Source organism: Pirellulales bacterium (assembly GCA_036499395.1).
Lineage (GTDB): Bacteria > Planctomycetota > Planctomycetia > Pirellulales > JACPPG01 > JACPPG01.
The window spans coordinates 125,927-151,609 of record DASYDW010000100.1; the positions used below are offsets into that span (position 1 = coordinate 125,927).

19 protein-coding genes are annotated in these 25,683 nt (G+C 61.6%); 7 read left to right on the top strand and 12 right to left on the bottom strand.

Translation table 11 applies throughout. The annotated features are described in order from the left end of the window. Positions 1-131: 131 nt before the first annotated feature. The 5 genes from VGN12_18680 to VGN12_18700 form a co-directional block, all read right to left on the bottom strand. The gene (locus VGN12_18680; protein ID HEY4311481.1) at positions 132-989 is read right to left on the bottom strand and encodes an HAD family hydrolase; all 858 of its coding nucleotides are present in this window, start codon (positions 987-989) and stop codon (positions 132-134) included. Between the two features lie 161 nt (positions 990-1,150). Then, positions 1,151-1,900 carry an NTP transferase domain-containing protein gene (locus VGN12_18685; GenBank protein ID HEY4311482.1) on the bottom strand — a complete coding sequence of 250 codons (750 nt, stop codon included), beginning with the start codon at positions 1,898-1,900 and terminating at the stop codon, positions 1,151-1,153. A 218-nt stretch (positions 1,901-2,118) separates the two neighbouring features. Further along, a complete protein-coding gene (locus VGN12_18690; protein ID HEY4311483.1) occupies positions 2,119-2,808 on the bottom strand; it encodes an HAD family phosphatase in 690 nt (229 codons plus the stop codon). Between the two features lie 146 nt (positions 2,809-2,954). Beyond that, complete coding sequence (locus tag VGN12_18695; protein HEY4311484.1) at positions 2,955-3,650, bottom strand: CoA pyrophosphatase; 696 nt, start codon at positions 3,648-3,650, stop codon at positions 2,955-2,957. Between the two features lie 5 nt (positions 3,651-3,655). Beyond that, a complete protein-coding gene (locus tag VGN12_18700) occupies positions 3,656-5,227 on the bottom strand; it encodes a DUF6798 domain-containing protein (GenBank protein ID HEY4311485.1) in 1,572 nt (523 codons plus the stop codon). A gap of 293 nt (positions 5,228-5,520) precedes the next feature. Between VGN12_18700 and prpB the strand changes: the two genes are divergently transcribed. Together prpB and VGN12_18710 are read left to right on the top strand one after the other, a co-directional pair. Continuing rightward, positions 5,521-6,405: a methylisocitrate lyase gene (gene prpB / locus VGN12_18705; GenBank protein HEY4311486.1), complete on the top strand. Its 885-nt coding sequence runs from the start codon at positions 5,521-5,523 to the stop codon at positions 6,403-6,405. Next, positions 6,402-7,520, top strand: coding sequence for a citrate/2-methylcitrate synthase (locus tag VGN12_18710; protein HEY4311487.1), 1,119 nt, complete (start codon positions 6,402-6,404; stop codon positions 7,518-7,520). Before prpB ends, VGN12_18710 begins: the two co-directional genes overlap by 4 nt. A gap of 155 nt (positions 7,521-7,675) precedes the next feature. Here the strand turns inward: VGN12_18710 and VGN12_18715 are convergent, their stop codons facing one another. The 3 genes from VGN12_18715 to VGN12_18725 are packed head-to-tail and all read right to left on the bottom strand — an operon-like array spanning position 7,676 to position 12,944. Further along, positions 7,676-9,700, bottom strand: coding sequence for a hypothetical protein (locus tag VGN12_18715; protein ID HEY4311488.1), 2,025 nt, complete (start codon positions 9,698-9,700; stop codon positions 7,676-7,678). Beyond that, the gene (locus VGN12_18720; GenBank protein ID HEY4311489.1) at positions 9,700-10,713 is read right to left on the bottom strand and encodes a trypsin-like peptidase domain-containing protein; all 1,014 of its coding nucleotides are present in this window, start codon (positions 10,711-10,713) and stop codon (positions 9,700-9,702) included. Before VGN12_18720 ends, VGN12_18715 begins: the two co-directional genes overlap by 1 nt. Continuing rightward, positions 10,713-12,944, bottom strand: coding sequence for a hypothetical protein (locus VGN12_18725; GenBank protein HEY4311490.1), 2,232 nt, complete (start codon positions 12,942-12,944; stop codon positions 10,713-10,715). The genes VGN12_18720 and VGN12_18725 overlap by 1 nt, the downstream gene beginning before the upstream one ends. 489 nt (positions 12,945-13,433) lie before the next feature. Here VGN12_18725 and VGN12_18730 point away from each other — a divergent pair, with 489 nt between their 5' ends. From VGN12_18730 to VGN12_18740, 3 genes are all read left to right on the top strand, one after another. Next, positions 13,434-14,414: a hypothetical protein gene (locus VGN12_18730; GenBank protein ID HEY4311491.1), complete on the top strand. Its 981-nt coding sequence runs from the start codon at positions 13,434-13,436 to the stop codon at positions 14,412-14,414. Between the two features lie 43 nt (positions 14,415-14,457). Next, positions 14,458-15,342, top strand: a complete 885-nt coding sequence (locus VGN12_18735) for a hypothetical protein (GenBank protein HEY4311492.1) — start codon at positions 14,458-14,460, stop codon at positions 15,340-15,342. Between the two features lie 233 nt (positions 15,343-15,575). Continuing rightward, positions 15,576-16,622: a hypothetical protein gene (locus tag VGN12_18740; protein ID HEY4311493.1), complete on the top strand. Its 1,047-nt coding sequence runs from the start codon at positions 15,576-15,578 to the stop codon at positions 16,620-16,622. 3 nt (positions 16,623-16,625) lie between these two features. Here the strand turns inward: VGN12_18740 and VGN12_18745 are convergent, their stop codons facing one another. The 4 genes from VGN12_18745 to VGN12_18760 form a co-directional block, all read right to left on the bottom strand. Beyond that, entirely contained in the window at positions 16,626-18,761 is a 2,136-nt protein-coding gene (locus tag VGN12_18745) for a hypothetical protein (GenBank protein HEY4311494.1), read from the bottom strand. Positions 18,762-18,797: 36 nt separating this feature from the next. Continuing rightward, positions 18,798-20,696 (bottom strand): hypothetical protein, encoded by a 1,899-nt coding sequence (locus VGN12_18750; GenBank protein ID HEY4311495.1) that lies wholly within the window; start codon positions 20,694-20,696, stop codon positions 18,798-18,800. A gap of 12 nt (positions 20,697-20,708) precedes the next feature. Further along, on the bottom strand, positions 20,709-21,062 hold the full coding sequence (locus VGN12_18755) for a helix-turn-helix transcriptional regulator (protein ID HEY4311496.1): 354 nt from the start codon (positions 21,060-21,062) through the stop codon (positions 20,709-20,711). Between the two features lie 243 nt (positions 21,063-21,305). Continuing rightward, entirely contained in the window at positions 21,306-23,078 is a 1,773-nt protein-coding gene (locus tag VGN12_18760) for a prenyltransferase/squalene oxidase repeat-containing protein (GenBank protein ID HEY4311497.1), read from the bottom strand. Positions 23,079-23,397: 319 nt separating this feature from the next. Here VGN12_18760 and rpmG point away from each other — a divergent pair, with 319 nt between their 5' ends. Further along, the gene (rpmG, locus tag VGN12_18765; protein HEY4311498.1) at positions 23,398-23,565 is read left to right on the top strand and encodes a 50S ribosomal protein L33; all 168 of its coding nucleotides are present in this window, start codon (positions 23,398-23,400) and stop codon (positions 23,563-23,565) included. 313 nt (positions 23,566-23,878) lie between these two features. Next, positions 23,879-25,666 carry a single-stranded-DNA-specific exonuclease RecJ gene (gene recJ / locus VGN12_18770; GenBank protein HEY4311499.1) on the top strand — a complete coding sequence of 596 codons (1,788 nt, stop codon included), beginning with the start codon at positions 23,879-23,881 and terminating at the stop codon, positions 25,664-25,666. The last annotated feature ends 17 nt before the right edge of the window (positions 25,667-25,683 follow it).

A 25,683-nucleotide genomic window follows, 5' to 3' on the forward strand; every position in this document is an offset into this window, starting at 1 on the left:
ATCGAAAAGACGCGATGAACACTTGCGCTCGAACCGAGCACGGCCGATTGGCCGAATACGGAAGCTCTCGGCAACGAAGGGGTCGCAGAGTACGGTCCCGTCCCAAACGGGTCAAGACGAATGATGACAACCTAAACGGCGCGGTGGCAATCCGCCGGGGTGGCGTTGGGGGGCAACACGATCGCGAGTAGTTCCTCGAAGCGGTCGATACGTTTAATACCGCTGGGTGGTTGCGGCAGGTTAAATGCCACGGTCTTGAAGCCGGCCGTTTGGGCGACCTGCAAATCGCGCGGGCAATGGCCTACGAACAGCAACTCGCCAGGCGCACGCTGAATCGTTGCGATTGCCTGCTGGTAACAGGTATCGTCGCACAGGCTTGCCTTCAGGTCAGTCGACGAGATTACCTTTTCAAATTGTTTACTGAGCCCCAGTCGATCAAGTTGGCCGCGCAACGCCTGGGCCGATCGATCGGTATTGGCTAGCACTGTGCGACCAATTCCAGCCGCTTGCAAACGTTCGAGAGTATTGCGGACACCGGGAAAAGGGCGGAGATTGTTTGATTCTCGCCGGCGCTGCGCTCGACTGGCGGCCACGATCTCTTCGACGTGACTGGGAGCGAGCCCAATGCTGGTCAGGCAGCATGCGAGCGCCAGTTGAAATTCCTGCTGCCCACGGTGAATGGCCGGCAAAAACGAATCGCGCCACAGCGGGGTGAAAGCGGCTTCGACGGCGCGCAGCGACAAGCGGCCGAAGATCTGCGACAGCCAACGATCCCATGCCGATGCGTCGTAGAGAACATCGTCCAGATCAAACAGCACGCCCGTGAGCGACGTGGCCGGTGTCGAAGGCGTCGTCGCGGCCGTATTGGTCCGCGCACGCGTGACGGGCGCCGGTTCGCGCCCTGCCACGGATATGACCTCGCGCGGCATCCGGCCGAGGGTCAGCATGCCATCCGAGGGTGCGATGAAAGTATCGATTTCCGCGCCCATGCTTGGAATCCTTTCCAGGGCTGGTGCGCCGCAAAAGGGCCGTTCCCGGCACAACTGGCCAGGGCGGACCGGTGTGTCGAATTCCTCTCTCGGCAATCAAGCCGCCTGCATGCCGACGTGCGCCCCTGCGCACGTTCGGCTTCCCGATGTCGACGCGCCGCTTAGCGTGTCGCAAACTCGCGATTCAAATGCGCCATCCGCGCCAGCACCGTGGGATTGCGATGCAGCAGATCCGCGATCTGTCGCCATTCGAAATCTTCGGCGCCCAAGGCTTCGTAGATCGTGTGCAAGTGCTCCCAGTCTTCCTCGTGGGCGACGGTCAGACGCAAATCGTTCCGATCGAGCTCCGAGGGAATCGGAATCAATCGCAGCTGAAAAACTTCGGGGTGCGAATACAAGTAACGCGTGATCTTGGCGCGATCCTCGGCGGCCGTCGCTTCACGTTCGGCACGCACAAGCGCGCTCGCTCGGCACCATTCGGCGAAGACGCCCAACGACGATAGAACTGCCGGCTGACCATCGCGTGATCCGTAGCTGATGTAATCGCAGCTAGGATGCTCGACAGCGGTCGAGATCAAGCGGTCGAGAAAATCAGTGTCGATGCATGGCTGATCCGCGGGCACGCTCACGACGGCATCAGGCCGAAAATGATCGATCGCATCGCAGGCGCGTGCCAGCACGTCTTTGCGTTGGCTGACATAAACCGTGACATCGCGCGGCACGAGGTTGAAGATCATCTCGTCTTCCGGGCGGTCGCTGATAACTACCACGACGCGTTCCAGCCGCTCGCAATCCGTCACGCGGCGCACCACGCGCTCCAGCAGGGATTGTCCCCCTAGCTTGCGCATGTGGTGCGGCTTGAGCCCGTGCGTCGTGATGCGGGGCTGAATGACCGCCATCGTTCTCGCCATCAAAGTCACCTCGTTGCTGAGCAGGATTGATCGTCGCAGCCCGCCTGGGCTGTCGCGCTCGAAATTCGTGTAATACTCTGAGGACCAGCACTCGCTAGCGGACGCTCGGCGCCCACGGTCGTTAGCGGATCCTGGGGGCAACTGTTCCGGAGAAGGCAGCGCCTTTTTGTTGCTCCCCTGAATGGGCGGCGGAGTCTAGCAACGTCGTGCTGCTAGCGTCAAGACGAGCGCCCGGGCGTCGGCGGCGTGAGGCCAAACATGGCGTAGATGCGTGGATCGCTAAGGCTTTGCGCCACGAACTCGGCACCGCTGAAATCATGGTTCAGGCTATGCCCGCCGGGAACGGCGACGACGCGCGCGCCAGCAGTGACGGCCGCTCGGCAGCCGTTGGCGCTATCTTCGAGCACGCCGATTTCGCTTGTCGGCACACCGAATCGGGCGGCGGCCTTCTGATAGATCTCGGGATGGGGTTTGCCTTGCGTGACGCTTTCGGCGGTGAGCAGAAAGTCGAACCGCGGCGCGAGCGCAAACCGCGATAGCACGTCGTCGACGAACGAACGGCGGCTACTGGTCGCGATCGCCTTCGGGATACCATGTCGCTCCAGCGCCGCGAGCAAATCCAGCAGGCCGGGCATTGGTTCCAAACGCGCGTCGAGAATCCCGGGAAAGATCTCGTCCGTTTCGCGTGACAAATCGTCGACCGTGGCCGAGAGTTCGTGCCAGTCGATCATTATCTGCAGCGCCACATGATTCGGCCGGCCCATCATGGCATCCAGCAAGTCCGCACCGAATTCGCAGCCGCGACGGCGTAACAGCTCGGCGCCCACATCCTGATATAGCTCTTCGGTATTGAACATCAGGCCGTCGAGATCGAAGACGACGGCCCGCGGTGACGCGGAGGAAGACATAGGCGAGTTAGCGAAAATCATGATGGCAGCGACAGCGACGCGATCCGTTTCCGTCAGAATCGCGGTGGTGGGCAGGTCTCGCCCAACTTTATCGCGGCCGGCTCGAAAAGGCCATGCCACGCCGGTGCAACGTCGCGGAGAGGTCGTCAGACGTCGGCTGGACGCGGGGCCACGCCGGCATTTAAGTCGAACGAGTTGGAGGGCAACTCAGCCAGAATCGCTACCAATTCAGCAAGAATAATGCAGGTCGCTCCCCAGACGCGGTGTTTGCCCCAGGACAGGTGCGGTGCGGAGAATTTCAGCTCGCCACGACGATAGTGATGCATGCTGTAATTGCCGGCGTCCAGCAAATGCGCGAGCGGCATCTCGAGCACCTCAGCGACTTCGAACTCGCACGGTCGAAACTCGACCGGCCCCTGGGCCACGGCTAGCCAGGGCGTCACCAGGAAGTTGCTCACAAAGACGTACAGCGGTGACAGTCTTCCCAAGATTTCGACCGATGTGTTCGGTATGCCCAGTTCTTCCTCGAGCTCGCGCAGCGCCGCGACCTCGGACGTTTCGCCTGGTTCGACCATCCCGCCGGGAAAGCTGATCTGACCTGCGTGCGCCAGCATCGTGTCCGGACGGACGGTGAAAGGGACAAACCATTGGTTGTCGCGTGGATAGAGCAGAATCACCACGGCCGCGTGCCTGGCATCGTGCGCGGCAGGGCCAAAGTGGCGGCCATAACTCAAAGCTGGCGCGAATCGCGCGCGCACCGCCTCGGGGGGCATCGGCTGCTGCAATCGCGCCGCGAGCCATCGTGTCAGGTTGCAATCGGTCGTGGGCGATCCTTCGACCATCGGTGTCATTCTCCCGCGGACGGAAGCTCGTAGACCGAGTATGTTTCATTATGGTACAGGCAGGGGAAATCTAGCGGCGGCTGCGACTCGGTCAAGATGTAGCCTGCGCCATATTTTTTTGCCACGCTGCGCACGCGATCGGTCGGCGTCTCGGCCAGACTCTCGTACCACGGATCTTCCGGGTCGCCAGTGCCGTATACCTCGTCCAAGCGCTCGCGCCAGGCGACGATACTTTGCGCGTCCTGCGGCAGGTCCTTCCAGGTGGCCACTTCACTGCGCGCTGCGTACCAGCGGAATGTTTGCGCCGTGCGCGGCGTAAGAAAACGCGCATCGGCCGGCGTATGAGCGGCCACCCACTGGCAGGCATCACGCCAGTCGAAATGATTCGCGACTTTTCCTGGCTTGTCGGCGCGCGGGATTGGCGGAGAGAGCCTCGCGGCGATCTGCGGCTGCAGAAGCCAGGCCGAGGCGGCGAGCAGTAGGACCGAGGAAGCGACCCGTCCGCCGATATGTGGCAGGAAGCGGCTTGCTATGGCAACGATCCACAGTGCCACGCCCAAGGGAACCAGTGCGTCGGCCGTGCGAAACCAGTAGAAACGCAGCAGGCCGGCCACGGCATCGGGGTGATACGTGCCGGCAAAACTCAGCCCCATACCGACCAGCGCGATCAACAGCGAGGCGTTAATGACGCGCCCTAAGCGGCGTCGTCCGGCATCGGCGGGCAGGATAATCGACAACACGACCCAGCAAAGGACGACGAGCGCAAATCGCTCGCGCAGTGCCGACTTGATCCCGAAGAATGACAAATGGTGCGGCAGCCGCTCGTAGACGTAGATCAAATTGGCCCGCGTCACGGCGTTCGGGTCGGCGCCGACGTTGAGCAAAAGCCCAGGCACCAATCCCGGCAGCGCGAGGAGCCCTCCTGCAACAAGCCCGGGCAGCATCGACGTCAGCCGGGGACGATCGGCGCCGATCGTGAGCCAGCAAAACGCAACGGCGACCGCTACCCATCCGCCGACCAGCACGTGTAGCGCGCTGGCCGCGCCGAGCAGCACCCAGGTCAGGTTCCAACGGCCGCGAACCAATTCGGCCAAGGCGGCGAACACCAGCGCATAAGCAAAGCCCTTGGCCTCGAACCCGCCGACGACCCATTCGCCGGCCATGTGAAAGTTTTCATTCGTAGCCACGAAGAGCGCTGCCGACACCACGGCAGCGCCGAACGTTGGCAATAGCGACCAACTCAAACGGCGCCAGGCAATGGCCAGCAGGGCCCAGGTGAGAACGCGGCCCGTCCAGGCCATCGTCGGCATGGACATAAACCGGCTGAGCCAACCGCACGTCAAATAAAACGTCCAGTGCGAATCGGCGGATGAAAGAAAGAAATCATCTGCGATCCAATCCGGTTGCCAATAATGTCGGGCCTTGGACAGATAGTGGGGCTCGTTCGGCTCCGGCACGGGCCAGCCGGCATAGGCGGCGAACACCAGGAAGATGAGCGCTGCCTCGAGCCACGCCCAACCGACCCGGCGCGGCGCAGCAGCGGGTGATTCGATTGCGGCGGATTCGGGCGCTTGCATTCTTGTCATCTAAGGCCGGCTGTCGTTCGTTCGCGCAAGGTAGAGTCTAAGGGTAAAGTTCCGCCGTGCTGCGAGACATCTTAAGGCTAAGCGGGACGAAACCGTGAGGCCAGTCGATGTGGAGTCGATTAGCGCACCGTGAGACACACGTCGTAAACCGACGAAAAACTCAGTCATGACACGCGGTAGCAGTTGCCGTCACGGTGTCGCCCCTTGCGAAGGTACTCGCCGGGCACCTATGATTCGGGCAAGTGGGCACCCTCGATCACCTGGTTGCAAGGGACGGTTCGTCAGTGACCTCGGATTCTCCCGGCAAAAAGCTGCGTGCGGCCGTCAAGGAGTCGACGATCCTCATCCCGGGCGCGTTCGACGCCCTGGTCGGCAAGATGATCGAGCGGGCCGGCTTTCAGTCCATGTATCTTTCGGGCGCGGCTTTTTCGGCCGGAGCGCTCGCGCTTCCGGATATCGGGCTGTTCACCCTGTCGGAGCTGGTCGAACAGACAACCCGGCTGACGCGAGCCACGACGATCCCCTTGATCGTCGACGCTGACACGGGCTTCGGCGAAGCGGTGAACGTCGAGCGTACGGTCACCGAGCTCGTTGCCGCGGGGGCCGCTGCGATTCAGCTCGAAGATCAGCGGCTGCCCAAGCGTTGCGGACACTTGTCAGGAAAGAGTCTAGTCGAGCCGGCCGAAATGGGCGCGAAGATTCGCGCGGCCGTGGCGGCACGGGGTACGAGCGACGTCGTGATCCTGGCGCGCACTGATGCCCGCGGCGTGAGTGGCATGAGCGAGGCGCTCGATCGGGCGAAGCGTTTTCTCGATGCGGGGGCTGACTGGATTTTCCCCGAAGCGCTCGCGGACGCGAAAGAGTTCGAGCAGTTTGCCCGCACGATCAAGGCGCCGCTAGTGGCGAATATGACCGAGTTTGGCAAGAGCCCGCTGTTGCCGCTCACCGAGTTGAAACAAATGGGATACGCCGGCGTGCTGTTGCCGGTGACGCTATTGCGCGTGGCGATGAAGGCGGTGGACGATGCCCTGAGTGCCATTACGGCTGCGGGCACGCAACAAGCACTGCTCGACCGCATGCAATCGCGACAAGAACTCTACGACCTGCTCGGCTACACCGGTTATGAAGACCGTGACCGAGCGTATTTCCAAAACGAGGCGAATTCATGAGCGAAGCCGTTTACAGTCCAGGCCTGGAAGGCGTGATTGCGGGCGAGACGGGAATCAGCACCGTCGACGAAGGGCTGCACTATCGTGGGTACTCAGTCGAAGAGTTGGCCACGCATTCCACGTTCGAAGAGACGGCCTATCTGATCCTGTACGGCGAATTGCCGAAGGCCGCGGATCTGAAAGAGTTTCGTGCGCAATTGGCACGCGGGGCCGGGGTGCCCAAGGAGATCATCGACGTTCTGCGCAAGATTCCCGACCATGCTTCGACGATGGACGTGATGCGTACCGGCGTCAGCTTGCTCGCGCATTGGGACCCTGACACGGACGACAACAGCCACGAAGCCAACCTGCGCAAGGCCGAACGATTGCTGGCGCAACTGCCCGTCATCATGGCGGCCCGGCATCGTTTGACCGGCGGCGAGGAGCCGGTGAAGCCGGACCCGAACCTGTCGATCGCGGGCAACATTCTGTGGATGCTGCGAGGTGAAAAGCCGAGCGAGCGCTGGACCAAGGCGATGGATGTATCGCTGATTCTCTACGCCGAACACGAGTACAACGCCTCGACCTTTGCCGCACGCGTGATCACTTCCACGCGGGCCGATTTGCACTCCGCGATCACCGGCGCAGTTGGGGCGCTGAAGGGACCCTTGCACGGCGGGGCGAACGAACGCGTGCTGGAAGTGCTGCAAGAAGTTGGCACCTCGCAGAATGCCGAGCCGTGGGTGCGCAAGGCGCTGGCCGCCAAGCAATTGATCATGGGCTTCGGACACCGGGTGTACAAAACCGGCGATCCTCGGGCTAAGTATCTGAAGACCCTCTGCCAGGAAATCGCTGTCGAGACCGGCAACGAGGACATGGAGAAGATGGCCGAGATCATCGAAGGGATCGTGACCGGCGAAAAGAAGCTGCCCCCGAATCTTGATTGGCCCAGCGCTCGGCTATATCACTACATGGGCTTGCCGATTTATCTCTACACGCCGCTGTTCGTTGTCAGCCGCGTATCTGGCTGGAGTGCCCACGTCATCGAGCAGGCCGACAACAACCGGCTGATCCGGCCGCGGGCTCGTTATATCGGCTACGCGGCCCGGCCGTATGTGCCGATCGAGAAGCGGTAGTCGCCGTTAATCGTGGTGCAGTTCGCAGAGCGGTCTGCGCGCTGGTTGAGCGATCTATTAATCCTAGTGCGCACAGCGCACCCTACGAAGCGCACCCTACGACGGCCACTGCTGGACGAGCCAGCAGTGGCACCCGCGTTTCACTCGGCTTCGATTTACGGTGCCGGCATTTCGACCGCGGCGCGGAAGGTCACGCCGTGTTGGCTGGGGACCAGGTGGCTGACGCTGACGCCTGTGGTCCCTTCGATCTCTTGTTCGCTCGGCAATAGCTCTTGCAGCTTCTTGACGAGCTTCTGATCGTCCTCGTCACCGGATGTCGAGGTTCCTGGCGCGGCCACGGATGACGTCGTGTAATTGAAGACCGAGCCGAGTTGTTGCCGCAATGTCTTCAAATAACGATCGAAATCGGTCACCTGGAAGTAGATGCAGGCCTCGGGCGGCATGAGTGCCGCGGCCTTGCGAGGCAAGTCGCCATTACGAAACGCCGCCGATCCTTCGGGAGGATTGCGAACGGTCGACAACAGCGGTTCGACCACATCCTGTCCGATTCCTAGCACCATGTAGCCGTGGCCGACAAACAAACCTCCGGTAAACACATCTTCTACCTTGAACCGCAAGCCGATGAAGCCTTGCTCTTCGGCCGGGCTGACCACGCCTTCTGTCAGGGCGGCAAAGCCCGAGGCGAGCTGAATCAGTTTTTTCCACAGCTCGGCGTCCTTCAGTTGCCACACGATGCCCGTGCGTGTCTCGGGGGCTTGCACCTCTTCTCCATCGGCCGGCTTGACGGTCAGCTCGGCAGGTGGGAAGGAGACGAAATAATGATTCGTGCCGACCGCCGACAGAATGGTTTGGACGTCGTTCTGCGTGAACGCGCTGATCTGTTGCTCGACTTGGACAACCATGGATTCGACCTGATCGCCGGCTTCGGCAACGATGACGTCGCGAATCAATTTGTAGGCCTTGCCCAGGTCGAAGCTCAATTGGTCAAAGCTCAGCACGCTGGCCGGCACCCAGGCGGGCGTTTCCGGCTGAAACGTAGGCTGGTCGAGCAGGGCCAGCAGGCCTTGCCTTGGTTCAGGAGCTGAGAAGAACAGCCCGGCACGCATCGCACCTCGATCGAGCGCGATACGCAGAGCACCGGGGCCGAGTCGATCGAGACCGAGCGCCTTGATGACGCGGGCCGGAGTCGGGCTTTCGGCGTTCTCGGCCAGCTTCAGCAGCGGTTGGGCCATGAACAACACGTCCAACAGCGGGACGCCGTCCGGCATCGCCGCGGCCAGGCCAGGCGTCGACATGATGCGCGGCGTGAGCCCTACCGGCTCCGAGGAACGATGGGCTTTCAAGAAGCGGGCAAAGATGCCCTTGGCTTCTTCCAGACCGGTGATCGCGTCGAGGTCGATCTTCTTGTCGGGATCATTTCCGAGCTTCTCACGAACCTCGGTTTCCGATTGCGGAAAGGTCGTGCCGACAAGGATGCGGTCCTCGATGCGGGTAAAGAACGTGTGTACTTCGTCGACCGTGATCTGTTTGCCGTCAGTGGCTTTCTGTCGCTGCTCTTCGAGCTTGGCTTTGACCGCATCCTCGTCCAGGTCTTCCAGATCGCTGGCATCGATATGCGGCAAAACCGCTGGGCCGCGCGTGGGGGCCGTGATGTGAATCACGGTCTGGCCATCGACGTCGAAGTCGACGCGTCTGGCGCCGGCCGGCAGATCCTTTTCCTCGTCCAGGGATTGGGCGAGCGCCGTCATTAGGCGTTGACCCAAATCCGAGTCGGGCTCGGCCCACCCCAGGCCGACGGCCAACGGATAGCGGTCGCGGCGCGGTTCAACAATCACCGCGATGCCGACCTCTTTGTTGAACAGCTTGGGAAAGTCTTCGATCTTCAGGTTGTACTTGGCGAGCGACTCCGTGAACTTAGAAAACCCGTCGGCCGCTTGCTCCTGGATCAGGCTGACGATTCCTTCGAAGCGCTTCTGGCTAAGCAGCACGCTGCCCAGCTTGGTTTGCTCGCGGAAGGCGTCGACAAACTTGCGCCCCTCGGGCACGCGCAAGACGAAAACCGTCTCGTCAGGCAGACATTCGTGCGAAGGCTGCAGGGCCTCAGCCGCGCGCGACAATTGAGCGGCGAACGCAACGATCAAAAACAAAACTGCGTAACGAGTAAAACGTCGAGATTTCATTATTGGCCTTTCGCACTGGCGCCGGTTTCAGTCGGTTGGTTTTTTGCACTGTCCGCTTTTTTCGCCGCCGCGGCTGCTGCGGCTGCCGCTTCACGCGTTGGCGGAGGTAGATACGTGATGCCGTTTTGCGGCTGTGACGAATCGTACAGATACGCGTCACGATGGATCAGGAACTCGATCAGGTCGGCGGCCGGAATGCCGAAGGCCAGGCCGTCGAACAAAGTGGCGCCGGCACAGGCGATGCCCACGACTTCACCGCGCAGATTGAATAGCGGACCGCCGCTGTTGCCTGGATTGATTGCGGCGTCGGTCTGAATCAGTCGCAGGTGACCGATCGTGCGACTGGTCGAGCTAACGATCCCCTGCGTCACGGTGCGTTCCAGTCCGAGCGGGTTGCCGATGGCAAACACGACGTCGCCGACGCGGAGGTCGTCACGGTCGTCGATCAGCACCGGCTTGGGCGCCTCGCCCGATAGCTCAGCCAGGTCGAGCTGCAGGAGAGCAATGTCGCGCAGCGGCTGCAGCGCCAGGATGCGGACTTTTTTCAGCTCGTGCTTTTCATAGCCTTGGGATGTCGGTTTGAAATAGGTCACCGAGATCTTGGTTTCGCCTTCGACGACGTGATAGTTCGTGATCACGTGCCCCTTGTTGCTGATGACGAATCCGCTGCCCTGGCCGATGGCGGTTTTGACCATCACGACCGAATCGCCGCAGCGTTTGGCGAGCTCCGGGACGTCAGCCGGCGCGGCACGTCCTGTCAGGAAGATGCCGCGGTCGCGATTCGATTCTTCGGCGGCCTGGCTCGCGCCGCGATCGATCCCCAGCAGTCGTTTGGCCGGGATCTGCAGCACGTCGTGCCCCAGGTCGAGGACGATGCCTTGGTCGTTTTCGCGCAGTAGTTCGGCCGTGATCTTGGCCCCGCCGACGAGCGTGACCGTGACCTGCTGGCCGGCATGTGCGGTCGCGACAAACGAGACCGTTGTCAGAGCAACGAGGAGAAGACGTCGCAGCATCAGTTCGCCTCCCGGGCGATGTAAATAATCAAACGATCCTGGCAGAGCAGGGCCAGGTCTTGGACGTGATCGCCGTCTGCGTCGAGGCCGATCACAACGCGCGGCTCGGTGATCTGTTGTTCTTCTTTGCCACCGTAGGGATAGGTGCGATCGTCGAAGACTTTCCACGAGCCCAGTGCGACGAGCCCTTTTTCCCCGCGGCCGAGAACCGTCACCTGGTGACGCGCGTCATCGAAGAGAATAACGTCTTCCTGGCCATCGCCGGTGACGTCGGTCGTGGCGATGCGATGGATGGCCGGTTCCTTAACGCCGCTGGGGCGACCGACGCGACCGTCGAAGCTGTCCTTAAGGGTCAGTTCCCAGGGGCGTCCGCGGCCGAGTCGGATCACGCTTTCTTGATCGACGAGCATCAGTCCCAGGACGGAGTCGAACAGCAATTGGCTGCCGCCCGGCGGCTTGATGCTGTCCTTCACTCGCAGGATGCCGGCATCGTCGGGCTTCAATTGATGAACGAATGCGCCTCCCTGCTCCAAGGCCCAGGCGGTGCCGTCAGTCAAGGGTACGAAGCTGGCGATTTTCTGTCCGTCGGGCAGCATGACCTGGTCGGTCGGTTGCATGTCGTCGTTAAGCCATTGCAGCACGCCGTCGGTCAAACGGCCCAACCGCGGCCGGCCGGCATAGTTGTAGATTCCGAACTCGTTGAGGTCGACTTTCACCAGGTTCGCCGGCTCGCGCGATGTGACCTTGCCTGCGTCATCGACCGAGACCAGTTTCAGCGTGTTGCTGTAAGAGGGTTGGACGAGCACCCGTTTTCCGCCTAGCCACATCACCTTCTCAGCCTTCGTTCCCTGGCCGGTGAAGCGGGTGCGGACGGGCTCCATCTGTTCTTTTTCCCAGACGTACAAATCGAGATCAGCGCCGACGCGCTGGACCCACCAGGCCGTGGTGCCGACCGAACCGAGCGCCAGGATCGTGCGATCCGCCACGTCGGCCGATTGCGGCATGGCGACCGGGTAGGTCATGCGATTGTTTTCCCAGACGCTCGAATAAAGGTCGGTTCCGTCTTTGACCCACAGCAGCAGCTTGCCCGGCTGCGCATGCGCGGCGGCCAGACCACGTACTCCGCTAATCAACGGGAACGTCTCTTCGGCCTGCCAGCCAGTGTCGCCGACGGGCTGTACTCGCAACCGAGGTTGTGTAGAGTCGACAGCCACGAGCGCCGGATGACCGGCCAGTTGAATGCCGGTCCACAATGCCTTGGGCCCGCTGGGCATCGGCAAAGATTCCTGACGACCGAGTTCGCTCTCTTCGCCGCGTCCCAGGACGTAGCGCCGGAGTAACCCTTCTTGCACGCCTCCGAGCAACAACAGTTCGGCCGGGGCGCTGACGACCGGCAGCGCTCGCGCGCCGGCCACACCTTGCTCGTACAGCGTTTGCGCGGACATCAGCTTGCCGTCGCGGTTTTCATGCCAACGAATCGTTTGCTTGGGCTGCTGCGATTGTTCCCACAGATCGAGATCGCCGTCGCCGTCGAGATCGACGAAACGCCATTCCACTCGTCCACGCCGTTCGCGCGGGCTGAGCCAGGTGGCGCGGGCGCCCGGTTGCAGGTTCAAGGTTTGAATCCCTTGCTCGAAACTGACGAACAGCTCGAACACGTCCGGCGAGGATTCGCACAGCAATAACAGTTCGTGCTTGCCCGAGGTGGCGCCGGGAAGCAGATCCCAGTGCGCGGTCTTCTTCCATTCGTCCGTTCCGTTCAACTTGTAAAGCAGAACCTTGTTCGATGGGCTCGTGAGAATCAGGAGCTCGGGCTTACCGTCGCCGTCGATATCGCGGGCCAGCGCGTCGGCCGGCACTTCGTCGAGCGACAGTTCAATGCGCTTCCAATCCGGAGCGCTGGGAAGATCGTTGGGGCGATCGGCGTCCGCGGCCGAAGCCGTTTCACGCTCGGCTGGCGGTACCCAGCGATAGATATCCAGCCGCGACATGCGCGTGTTGATCACGACCAACTGCTGGCGGCCGGTGCCGGCCAGATCGGCGGCGAAGACGCGATTCGGCGAGCCCTCTTGCTTGACGATTCGCATCCCTTGCCAGCCGGCCATATCGTCGGCAGCGCGGACCGGCGTAGCGACAGGACAGGGAGCCATCACGGCCACGGCCAACAGAATCGCGCGACGAATTGTCGCAACTCGAAAATCTAAACGATCGCTATCGAAGGAGTTCATCATGTTTGTCAGCGCGAGGATGATAGTGCTAACCGAAGGCCGCACGAGAACATCGCTGCCATTGCCCACGGTTCTGTCTTGGCCCGAATAGCTTCTCCAGACTATAACGGTGCCCCTGGAAGTCGGGAAGGAATCGCGCCGCGGGGCGCCGCCCGGTCCGCTAGCGGCTTGGCTGGCGGGGGCGGCTGCGGGCCGAATCCTTCAATTCTAGGTCGCCTGCTCGTGAGACTGATCTTCTAGCCGTGCTGCCAGCGACGCTCGGATTCAGGCAAAAGAGGGCAGCCGCCCGAAAAACCCGCACCGGTGCGCTAGGTGGACCGGGGCAGGGCACCCCCTGAACGCCGGCTCGTCACGGGGCATTCGGTCGCGTGAATGCGAGCTGTGATTGACGCCCGTCCCCAAACCTTGGTACTTACCCGACGCGAGTCCAACATTGGACAGTAAATCATGGGCGTGAAGGCCGTCGCCGAAAGGTTCGAGGGGACAATAATCGTGATCCGCGGATTCCTTGTCGCAAGCGTGCTCCTTCTCGGCACTGGTCTCGCGGTGCGCGGCGAGGACGTTGCCGATCAGGACATCTCGAAACAGGACACGATACTTAAGCGGCTCGAGATCAAAGAGGCGCAGCTCGCTGCACTGTTGAGCGAGGTCGAGCATTTGCGACGGCTGGCGGGCCATGCTGCGCAGATGTCGGTTAAAGTGCATGTCGTCGAAATCGATCTGACCCGGCTACGCGAAGAAGCGATCGAGCTGGGCATGCGTTCGAGCGACCCGCAAAGAGCGGCCACTCTCTCGGCCATTGCTGCCCGGCTGCAGGAACGTGACGACGTCGGCGAGCGTGATGGATCTGCATTTTGTCGTGCGTTGCCGGCGGAGCATCCGTTCTTCGACTTCCTGGATCACTTGGAAGCGAAGGAGATGGCAACGTCAATTGTCGATGCCAATCTTGGCTGCGAGCCAGGGCGCGCCACGTGGCACCTGAGCGGCGGCGCCTTCCCTTGCGTCCTTGGCCCCGCTGCCGGCGATGTTGCAAGCGACGACGTGAGAATGCAGTTCTATGGCACGAAGATCGACCTGACGGCGCGGCCACTGGTGAAGGATCGTGTCCGATTGAACGTGCGGATCGCAGTTTCTGAGATTGATCTGTCGATCGCGCTGCGAAAAGGCGAACACGTCGTTCCTGGATTGAAGAGCCAAGAGTTCGCGATTGAGCGCGATGCGGAGTTTGGGAAGACGTTGATTTGCACGAGTACTGCCGAGCGGCGTACATATCATCCGTCGTACGACGAGCGCGACCTGATCGCAGGTGTTGACACCTACCTGCACCGACGGCTGCGCTTCGTCTTCGATCCTGCGCAGGACGAAGATGACGCGAACGCACCGACGCACGTCTACCGGAAGCTGATCATGGTGACGCCACAAGCGTGCGACCTGGAAGCGGTCGAACCGCAGCCGGCAGTCTTTGTCGATTAAAGTTTGTCACGTCGTGGGAATCCACAGATTAAAGGAGCAGATCATGCGACGGATCGCGCTGAAGATGAGTTTGGGTTTTCTGACGCTGGTCTCTGCCGCACGGGGCGACGACGCCGAGCCGAAGGTCGTTGACATCGCGCAGGTCGAAGCCAAAGAGGCGCAGGTCAGCGCGCTCCAAAATGAGTTGGACAGCCTGCGAGTGCAGGCGGGCGTTGTATCCCCCATTCAGTTGAAGATTCGCATCGTGGATGTCGATGTCACGCTCTTGCACAAGGTGGGCTTCGGATTTCGTACGCCTGACGGCACTGATCAAACGAAAGCGACCGAACTGAAGGTGCCCATCGACAAGTTGAAACTGGATGATCCTACTGTCACACAGGGCGCCGGAAAAATCATGACCTGCAGCGGCCTGCCGGCGAATCACCCATTCTTCGCCCTGCTCGATGCACTTGAGAAGCAGGGGCTTGCCACGTCGCTGTGTGCCCCGAATATGATCGTCGAGAATGGCGTGCCGGCCTCGATTCGCACGGGGGGTGAATTTCCCGTTCCGGCGGACGCCGCCGCCAAGAACGTTGCGATGAAGTTCTATGGCACGAGCGCCGAAGTCGTCGCCCAGGCTTTGACCGATAATCGCGTGCGCCTCAACATTCGGGTTGGCTTCTCGACTCTCGACGAAAGCCATGCCGTGACCACCGGCGGCATGAAGATACCTGCCCTGAAAGTGACGGAGTTCGCCACAGGCTTTGTCGGGCGATTGGGCGAAACAATGGTCTGCGCCGGGCAGACGCAAGAGCATGCCGTCCCAGCGGGTGGCCAGGCACCGGCGACCGGCACGCCGGTGAAACACAGCTTCCGACAGCTGCTGTTGATTACACCATTGGAAGTCGAAAGTGAAAAAGTGACAGTTCGGCCAGTTACCGTGCGGTGACGTAGTCCTCTGTAGCCGGCCTCTGTGAGGCCGGAGCATTTCGAAAGCGTAGCGGCAGCGCCGACGGCGCTGGTCGGCACACAGCGCTCGTGCGAAATTTATTGAAGTCCTCTCGCCGAATCGTTAGGATGCGCGTCGTGAGCCCGAGCGCCGGAACCGCGGGGCCACGAATCACGCGTTCGCGTTGCGGTGTGAATTCACTTTTCTGAATTCCTAGACAAGGGGAGGCTATTATGTCGCGAATTCTTGCGTTGGCTGCTGCGCTGGTTTTCGTTGGGGCCGGGCTGGCTTCGGCACAACCGGGACGTCCGCTCAGGTTCGTCGATGCCCAAGATGAAAAGATCGAGCGCGAACTCAATAACAATACGGAGCTTGAGTTTGCCGATACTCCTCTTTCAGATGTCGTCGACTATATCAAGTCAAAACACGAGATCGAGCTGCAACTCGATAGTAAGGGGTTGGCCGACGCCGCGGTCGATCCGGCGGTGCCGATCACGAAAAGTCTGAAGGGGATCAGCCTACGGAGTTCGCTCCACTTGATTCTTGACGAGCTTGATCTAACTTTTGCGATCGTTGACCAGATCCTGTTGATTACGAGCAAGGAAAAAGCCGCGACGATACTCTCTACGGAAGTGTACCGAGTGCGCGACATTGTCGGTAACCAAGATAAGGTCCGCCGGACCGCGCAACTGACTGACCTGCTTACTGGCACCGTGCAGCCGAAGTCGTGGGACACCAGCGGCGGATCAGGAACGATCAAAGCGTATCGAGATCTGCTTGTCATCTCACAGACGTTTGCCGCGCACGAGGAGATTCACACGTTGCTGGAAGAACTACAGTTCGTGCTGCCGAAAGATGAGAAAGCCGACGCGGCCGATGCCGATTTACAGGCTACGGACGAAGATGAAGACGAAGACGACGATCAAGATGCCACGCTCGTAATCTATCAACTGCAGTACTTGAGCGCGGACGAGGCGAAGCAGGCCGTCACAACACTGGTGATGCCCAACAGCTGGCAAGGGCAGGGGGGCGACGGCGCGGTTTTCGGAACAACATTTGAGGCAAAAAAGGAGGGACACAGTCCGACGGGCCAAAGTGATAAGCGTTTGTTGGCAGTGCGGCAAACGGCAGACGCACACGCTGAGATTCGTTCGCTGCTGCGCAAGCTCGACAAAGGACCCTTCCCGTCGATCGCAGGAGTTTATTCCGGCATCATGCCGGCTCACCCAAAAAACGACGTCAAGCAGGACACGCCGCCCGACGGTGCGCCTGCAAAATAGTCATCAATCCTCGGACTTTTGTGGCACTGGTGGCCAGAAGACCGCGTCGCCATATTCGTTGGCCCAACGTTGTGTCGCCAGCGGCGGGACGTCCGGCTCTGTCGACGGCGGGTCGTAATTGCCGGCAAAGGCGTTGTACGGGTCAGGCGTCGATTGACCACCGTCGTCGTGCCGATCGGGGCCGATGCTGTAAACGACGGGCCGTCCATCGCGGAGTCGATAGCGCAACGGCTGGCCATCGTACCGATCCGCCGGCACCGCCGGGAGCAAGTCGGGCACCAACTCGTTCAAGCTCGCTGGCCATGTTGCGGTTTTGCGATGGAAGAGGACCAGGGCGATCACCACTTCGGCGGCGTCGCGAGCCTGAATCGCGTGCTCGACATCGCTAAAAGTCGACATTATCCCGGGCATCATCAGGTTCGGAAATAAATAACGCACCTTGCCGAGCGGCGTCGCGATGGCCGCACGGAATTCGTGGTCGGCGGCTTCGATTGCAGTACTGTCCCATTGCCAGGGTGGGCCTTGGTGCGCGGCGATCGCCCGGTCAAGGAACCCGCGCATGAACTCGCGAGTTTCCGCGCGCCCGGCAACGACTGCCGAGATGCCTGGTCCAGCCAGCCATAGCAGGGCGTCATCCTTATTACCGGGCATTGGCTGTGCATAGTTGTATTTCCATCGTTCGGCCAGAGATAGCCCAGCGGCCGTAATGCGACCGTTGCCGTGACCATCGTCGGTGTAGGCTCGCTGCAGTATGTCACCGATCACCGCACGTTCGGCTGTGAAATCGAGAGTGATATTTCCTGCGCGATAAGCCGCGATATGGTGAGCCAGATCACGAAGCTGACTGTCGGTCAAAACGTCGGGCGTATCGGCCAGTATCACTTCCAGCGCCTCGAGCGCCATGCCGAAACAGGCGAAGGAGACCATCTGCTCGACCAGGAAACTGTGCGGCTGATAAATCTGATCGCTCAGGGCGAGCGCTGCGTGCAGGCCTTTAGCGGTACGTTTGCCGTCCCCTTTGGCGGCAGCGACTTGCGCGTCGGCCACCAACAACTGCGCGATGCCTCGCAACTCTTGTACGCCCATCAGAATGACACTGATGAAGTTAGCGTTGTCGTTGGCCACGGGCGCCTTGCCGGAATCAAGCCAATCGGCTTTCGCTTCGCGGAAATAGTCGCGATCGCGCGGATCGCCCAGCAGGTAGCCAAGCCGAGGTTTCTGAGCCCCTTCGCGAGCGAGGTTTGCGGCCGCCGGATGGCTTGCGACGAACGCGACGACTTGGTCCCAGTGCTTTCCTTGTCGTCCGGCGCGCAGCCATTGAAATTTCATTGGCGTTGCCTTGCGATCTTCGTAACTACCGAGCGCGACGATCGCGTGGCGATAGAGCGGCCAGCCGGCGTCGACGTCAGGTACGTCGCGGGCGGTGTTTGCCTCGATCCAAAAGTTGCGCTCGATTCTGGGCGTGCTGAAATAGAGCCGCGCGGCCAAGAGCGAGTAGATCACGATGCACGCGAGCGTTGTAATCATGACGGTACGCACCAGAAAACGAGCCGCGTGCCACAGGTAGGGGCGATTGCGAATCTTACCGCGGCGGATCAAACGTGCCGCCTGGTCCACCGGACCGAAATCGGCGGCTAGTTGATCGGCCGTGCTTCCTGCAGCCAGGCCGTCGGCAAAGTGTGCGACGAGCTCGCGCGTGACGTCTAATTTTTCGCCGCGCCACAATCGCGCGCGGTGGACAATGGTCCCGATCAACTCGGCGAGCGTCGCCGGCAATTGCGCGGCTTGCCAGTCGAGAGGTGCGTTTCTCAGCTTATTGCTGCGGATCAACTGCGCAGCTCGCTCGGCAGTACCGAAATCGATGGTAAGTTGCTCGGCAGTACCTCCGGCCGCGAGCCCGGCCGTAAACTGAGCAATCAGTTCATGGGTGAGAGCGACTTTCTCGGGACGCGATAATCTGGCGCCCCGAACGACCGCGTAAATCAACTCCGGCAGCGGGGTCGGCAAATCCGCTGCGGCGATTAAGGTGCGAGGATCGAGCCGCGCGGAGAGCTGACCGCGCAAGGCATCGACGACGGGCGTAAACCGGGCACGCCCCCACCAGGACGTCGGCGGTGTCAGATCGTAGGCTTCAGACATGGCGAACGTTTCTCACCGAATGCCATCGATTGTGAATTACTCGTCGCGGTCTACCGGCGGCGCATCATCGCGAGTAGCGGTTACTGCTTTTGATTCGGGCGGCCAAAGAATCCAGTCGCCGTCTTCGACTCTTTGAGAGGCGCCGGCTGCGACGGGTCCGTAGGATGCGGGGAGCGTGCGATTCGAAGACTTCGTAGGCTGCCCACCGTCGTCGTCGCGATCGATGCCGATGCTGTACAGGATCGGTTGGCCCGCGCGGATGGTATATCGCAGCGGCTTCCCGTCGAAACGGTCTGTAGGCACCTCGGGAAGCAAGTCAGGTACTAGCTCATCAAGGGTTTGCGGCCAGGCGCCGTTTCGACGGTGCCACAGCACCAGCGCAATAACCGTTTCGGTCGCGTCGCGGCATTGAATCATGCGTTCGGCTGCGCAGCGTGCGTGTGCCGTTCCTGGCAGGTGCATGGCGGGAAACAGGTAACGAAAACCAAGGGGGCCTTGGGCGATCTCCTTCAGCCATTTTTCGGGAGCTTGGGTCTTTTCAGCATCCCAAAGCCAGGGAGGACCTTCGTATGCTGCCTGGATCTCGTCTAAGAATCGGGCAGCCATTGCCCGCGACTCGGCGCGGCCGGCAATCACCGCTGACATGCCAGGTCCAAACAGTAATAGGGAAGGCGAGACATCGTCCGCTGTCGACGCCCCGGCGAGGTCGCCAACAACGTTGAGTCCCTGTGCGGTTAGGCGGCCGTCACCATGGCCGTCGTCGGTGTAGGCACGCTGCAGTATATCGTCGAACAGTGCCCGTTCGGCAGAGAAATCGACGGTAATTCTACCGCCGCGGTAAGCGGCAATGCGGTGGGCGAGCGTGCGCAATTGATCGTCTGTCAGGCAGCCGGCGCTATCGGCCAAGAGCCGATCGAGATTCTCAAGCGCGCTGCCGAAAATGGCCAGCGAGATCAATTGATCGACAAGAAAACTGTGAGGCTGATGGAGTTGCTCACTGAGCGCCAAAATCGCCGTGTAATCATCGACGACGCGACTGCCGTCAGCCGCTTCGGCCGCCACATAGGCATCGGCCACGAGCAGGCGAGCCAGGTCACGTATCTGCTGCGGAGCGCTAAGAATCGCATTGATCAGCGGCTGGTTTTCTGTGGCCGGCGGAGTCTCGTTGCCGAGAAGCCAATCAGCTTGCGCCGCGCGATAGAAGTTATGATCGGCGGGATCACCGATCAGGAATCCAAGACGCGGTTTCTTTGCCCCGGCGCGAGTCAGCTCAATCGATTTTTGTTGTCGCTTGACAGCGTCGGCCAGTGCCGTGCGATGGGCTCCGCCTGGGCCTTCCTCGAACCATCCGCCCTCGACGCGTGGATGCTGCTGTTGGTCGCGCGGATCGCCGAGCTTGACAAGAGCCTCGCGATAGAGCGGCCAGGCGGCGTCAGCCGTCTCGCGCGCCTGATTGGCTTCGAGCCAGTAGTTGCGAGCCATGGTGGGGGCACTGAAATAGAATCGTGCGGCAAGCACCGCATACACTACGGTAAAAGTAAGCAGCGTGACGCCACTCGCTCGTAAGAACATTCGTCCGCAGTGCCAAATCCAGGTGCGATTGCGGATCTTGCCGCGCCGGATTAGTCGTGCCATTGTTTCGGGGGGGCCGAAGTCGGCGACCAATCGCTCGGCGCGCAGGCCCGTCTCCAAGCCATCTGTGAAGTGCGCGATCAGTTCGCGCGTAACGTCAACCTTTTCGCGGCGCCACAGCCGGGTGCGACGAACGACGGTATAGATCAACTCCGCCAACGGTGCCGGCAGTCTGGCTGCGGCGATTAACGTGCGCGGATCGAGCTGCGCCGAGAGCTCTCCTCTCAACGCGTCGGCGAGCGGAGTGTAGCGCGCCCGCGCGAGCCACGAAGCCGGCGGTGTGGTATCGTATCGGTTGCGCATGACCGGTGCCCCTTACGCTGTTGCGCCGCCGAGGCCGGGTTGCAAAACGCCCAACCCTTGCATCGCGCGAGCCACGGCGCGCCATTGCTCGACGTCGTGGGCGAGCCGCTTCTTTCCGTTGGCGGTCAGGGCGTAATACTTCCGCTGACGTGCCGACGGCGACTCGCGCCACTCGGCCTTGACCAGCCCTTGGGCTTCGAGGTTGTACAGCAGCGGATAGAGAGTCGCCTGCCCCATGTCGAGCACGCCGTCGGAAGATCGGGCCAGCGTTTCGATCAGTTCGTAGCCGTACTTCGCGCCTCCTTCGAGGAGCTTGAGGACCGCGACCGGTCCGGCGCCGCGCATCAGCTCGCGTTCGATTCGCATGTCCCGTGCCTCTTGGCTTTGTGTTACATACTATGCGTAACATAGTAATGGGCGGCGAGCTTGTCAACGCTTTTTTTGTGCCAGGAGGGCGTGGGGCTGGCCTCACTCGCTGCGGAGGTAGATGGTCCGCAGATTTCGCAGGTGGACGCAGATTAAAAAAATCGGCGGCCTCGGTGTGCTCGGTGGCTACCCGTCTTTTCAATTCATCTGCGGAATCTGTGCAAGCTGCGGATCGCTGGTTGACTATTCGTCGAAATCTTCCATCGTGCTGTCTTTGCGATAGATCGGCAGGTGACGGTAATAGACTTCGAGCGTCATTGCGCACATGGCGGTCGTGTACAAACGGCCGCCGGCTTCGGAGCTGTGGTCCCCCCCCAGATACCAACTGCCGCGCTCATGCCCTTGGCGACCTTGCGAGTTCACCAGAAAGTCGCGCATCTTGGCGTTCCACTTGGTCCACTCTTCTCCTTCGTAGTGGTGCATGACCTGCGTGGCGTAATAGTTGAAATACATGTTGTTGGGGGACGGGCCGTGGGCCGAGAGCATCTCGATGCCGCGCCCCAGTGCCGGCTCGTCATGTTTCCAGCCCAGGTACATGCGGCACAGCAGGCCGATGGCCGTGGTGGCCGGCCCCTTGCCGGGATTAACGTAGCCGTACGTGGCGCCGCTTTCGCCCTGCACCGAGTTCAAGAAATTCACTGCCCCCTTGATCGTCTTCGGCGGCACGTTCAGGTAGGCCATGTGGGCGCTCTTAAGCGCCATTAATTGCCAGCCGAGCACCGAGGTGTCGCCGGCTTGTTTCGGCGTGTATCGCCAGCCGCCGCCGACTTCATCTTGCGCATAGACGATGAAATTCACGGCAAGTTGCGCCGGCTCGGCCAGGCCGGTGTCCTTGGTCATGCCATAGGCTTCGCAGAGTGCGATCGAGGCCAGGCCGTGACCGTACATCACTCCCTGGTCGTAAGACAGGTCTCCGCCGTCGGGGCCAACCTTCATGTGATTGACCAGGTAGTAAAGTCCTGCCTGGACGTTTTTCTTGTAGTTGCCTTGTAGGTGTGTCTGGCCTGCGCCGAGGAACGGGAGCAGCGCGATCGCGGTCGCGGCGATCTCGCTGTTCTCCATTTTCCCTGCGTTGCCACAACGGCCTTGGCAGGGGCCTTTGCGATGGTTGAAGTTCCAGCCGCCGTCAGGGTTTTGATGGATGGCGATCCAGTTCAGCGCCATGCCGACCGCGTTTTCGCTGGCCTCGGATCCGCCGCGTTCCATGGCGAGTGCCTTGCGCGCCGCGTCGCCGCGCCCTTCGAGTCCTTCGCCCCCCGCCGCGCCACCAGCGCCGCCACCGCCGCCGGCCGAGCCAAGTGCCTTGCCCAGGTCCATCACCTGCACGCCGGCCAGACCGATGTCGGTGGTGTCGAGCGGTCCGCCTGGTGCGGCAGGTAGTTCGTTCAATGTGCTGATATCCGTGCCGTCGGCGTCGGGCGAGAACGTGATCGCGTCGGCTAGCCCTTCGGTTTGCCCTAGATCGGTGGCGCCTGGGGGCAGGTCGGCCGTGGTGATCTGGTCGAGGTTCTGGCCCACCTCGGCATCGGTTGCTACCAGGTCGGCGACGTGTTGGACGACTTTCGCGGGATCGACCACGAGCGCCAGCGCGAAGAGCAGCGTCATGTGTACGATCAGGCTGACGAGCCAACTGGGAACGACGGTCATCCAGTCGAGTCGTCCGCCACGCTCTTCAAGGCCCGGGTCGGCGACGGCGGTAGCGTCCTTCGCCGCGTCGCCAGCCGCTGCTTTGACCGGTGTTGCTTTGCCAGCTGCCGCGGCGCTCACCGGTGCCGTTCCCTTGGGGATGGCAGCAGCAGTTTTGCCGGGAGTGGCCGGAACAGCGCCAACGGGTTTGCCAGGGTTGGCTTCGGGTTTGTGGGGGGTGGCTTCAACCAGCCTGGCGACGGCCGGAGAAGCGCTCGCCGTCGGGGCAGCACGCCCTGCGTTCTCATTCGGCGATGGCTGATCGACCATGCTTAGTTCTCACTCGCCTAAGCCCGCCAGCGGACAGTCCGCTGGTGACTGTCATGCCGCGCGGTGGCAATGCCGCAGGCCAATTAGACAGCCAAAAATCGCCTCGGGCCGAGGTCGCAAAGCGCCGGCACGCCCCCCGCATTTAAGCGCAACGCCCCAGCTACTTACCGTACACGATAGGCCACGTTATGCAAGGAAATGCCGGCCATCGGCCGACCTTAACTCCTAGGGCTGGCAGAAGATGGCCCCGAGCGGTTAGAATCAGGGCCCGAACGAGAGCCAAATACGCCTGAGTCGATTTTGGGAGACGAGTGATCCGATGGCGAAGAGCAAGAAAAAGGTCGAAGTTGTGTTTCTCGCCTGCGAGGAAACCGGCGACCTGAATTATACGATACGGCGGCGAACCGGCGGCGAGAAACTGAAGCTGATGAAGTATTCGCCCCGCCTGCGTAAGCACACGCTGCACCTGGAAAAGAAAAAGCGTTAGGGCACCTGGAAGGAGAAAACGCATTAGGCCGGCAAAGGTCGTGGTCCTGTGAGGCCATTAACCCTGTGAGGCGGGAGCCCCGCTTACAACGTTGCAAGGAATTCTGTTGTAAGGAGTCCACCGAGGCGGGCAATTCCTCAGAGGTGGGAAACTCCGAGACAGGGGTGATCCTCCCAAGGCAGGACGGGCTGCAACGACCAATTGCCGGCCCAACGCGAGACGGACCGATTCGGGCGGCCGTGATCCGCCGCTATGATTTCTAGTCACGGCGTCGGGCGGATAACCGCCATTCTTGCGCGCTTGTCAGGATGATATGTCGAAGCTGTGGCGCATTCATTCACATGACATCGAGCGGATCCGCGCCCTGGAGCGCGCGGCCCGCGTGCCACCGGTCGTAGCCCGACTGCTGGTCGCGCGAGGACTGGCCGATCCGGCCGCGGCGCAGAACTTTCTCGAGCCGCGCTTGACGTCGCTACGCGATCCCGAGCTGTTGCCGGGCGCCACGGCGGCGGCCGAACATATCTTGCGCGCAATAGCGGCCAAACAGCGGATCGTTGTTTACGGCGATTACGACGTCGACGGTATGACCGCCACCAGCTTGCTGTGGCAATGCCTGACGTTGCTCGGCGCGAACGTCGGCTACTACGTGCCGCACCGTTTGGAAGAGGGCTATGGCCTGAACTGTGAAGCCTTGGCGACCTTGGCCAAGCAAGGGGCCAAGCTCGTGATCACGGTCGATTGCGGTATCGCTAGCGTCGTCGAAGCACAAGCGGCGCGCGAGCTGGGGGTCGACCTGATCATCACGGACCATCATCAGCCGGGTGTTGCCCTGCCCGACGCGACGGCGATCGTCCACCCGCAATTGCCGGGGCACGCCTATCCCTTTGCCGGATTGAGTGGCGCGGGCGTGGCTTTCAAGCTTGCCTGGCTGGTCTCTAAACAAGCCGCGGGCGGTCCGAAGGTCAACGAGCGGATGCGCAACTTTCTGCTCTCAGCGCTCGGGCTGGCGGCACTCGCGACCGTGGCCGACGTCGTGCCGTTGGTGGACGAAAACCGCGTGCTGGTGCAGCATGGTTTGGCGGCGCTGCGCGATCGGCCGGTGCTGGGCATAGCGGCGTTGATGCGGCGTGCCGAGTTGGATCGCAAGCCGCGGCTCAATGCCGAGGACATCGCCTTTGCCCTGGCGCCACGTCTGAATGCCGCCGGTCGACTGGGGCAGGCACAATTGGCGGTCGAATTGCTAATGACGCAATCGACCGAACGGGCCGACATGCTGGCCGAGTACATCGATCAACTCAACGGCAGTCGGCAAAGCCTGGAACGGAGCATTCTGCTGGCGGCCGGGGCGCAGGCACAGCAGCAATTCGACGCCGGGCAGGACTCGGCCCTGGTGCTAGCCGCGCGAGGGTGGCACCCCGGCGTGATCGGCATCGTGGCGGGCCGCCTGGTTGATCGTCACCATCGGCCTGTCGTGATGGTTGCCTTTGACGAGATGGGACAAAAGCCCGGCACTGGCTCGGCACGCAGCATTCCGGGCTTCGATGTTTGCCGCGCGCTAACGGCCTGCTCGTCGCACTTGCTGACGCACGGCGGGCATGCCGCGGCGGCCGGCTTGAAAATCGAGGAGCAGAATCTCGAAGCGTTTCGCGCCGATTTTTGCGAGCATGCCGCCGAGAACATTTCTCACGAGCAGCGACAGGCCGAGATTACGATCGATGCCGAGGTGTTCCTCTCGGAGTTGACGCTGCAGGCCGTGGACCAGATCGAGCGGCTGGCGCCTTTTGGCAACTCCAACCCACGCCCCATGCTGTGCGCGACGGACGTCACGCTGGCCGAGCCGCCAAAAAAGATAGGCGGAGGCGAGCGGCATCTGTCGCTCAAGCTAACGCAACACAAGACCACGCTGCGCGGCGTGGCCTTCGGCGGCGGCGACTGGGCCGAGGCAATTGCCAACTGTCCGACTCCCCTATCCGTCGCCTTCCGTCCGGTAATCAATGAATTTCGCGGCCGGCGCACCGTAGAATTGCACGTAGTCGACTGGCGCGCGAGCGCGAACGCCGCGCCCCCGCCGGCATCTCTTGCGCAGCCTGTGCCGCGCTAAACGTGTAAAGCTCGCTG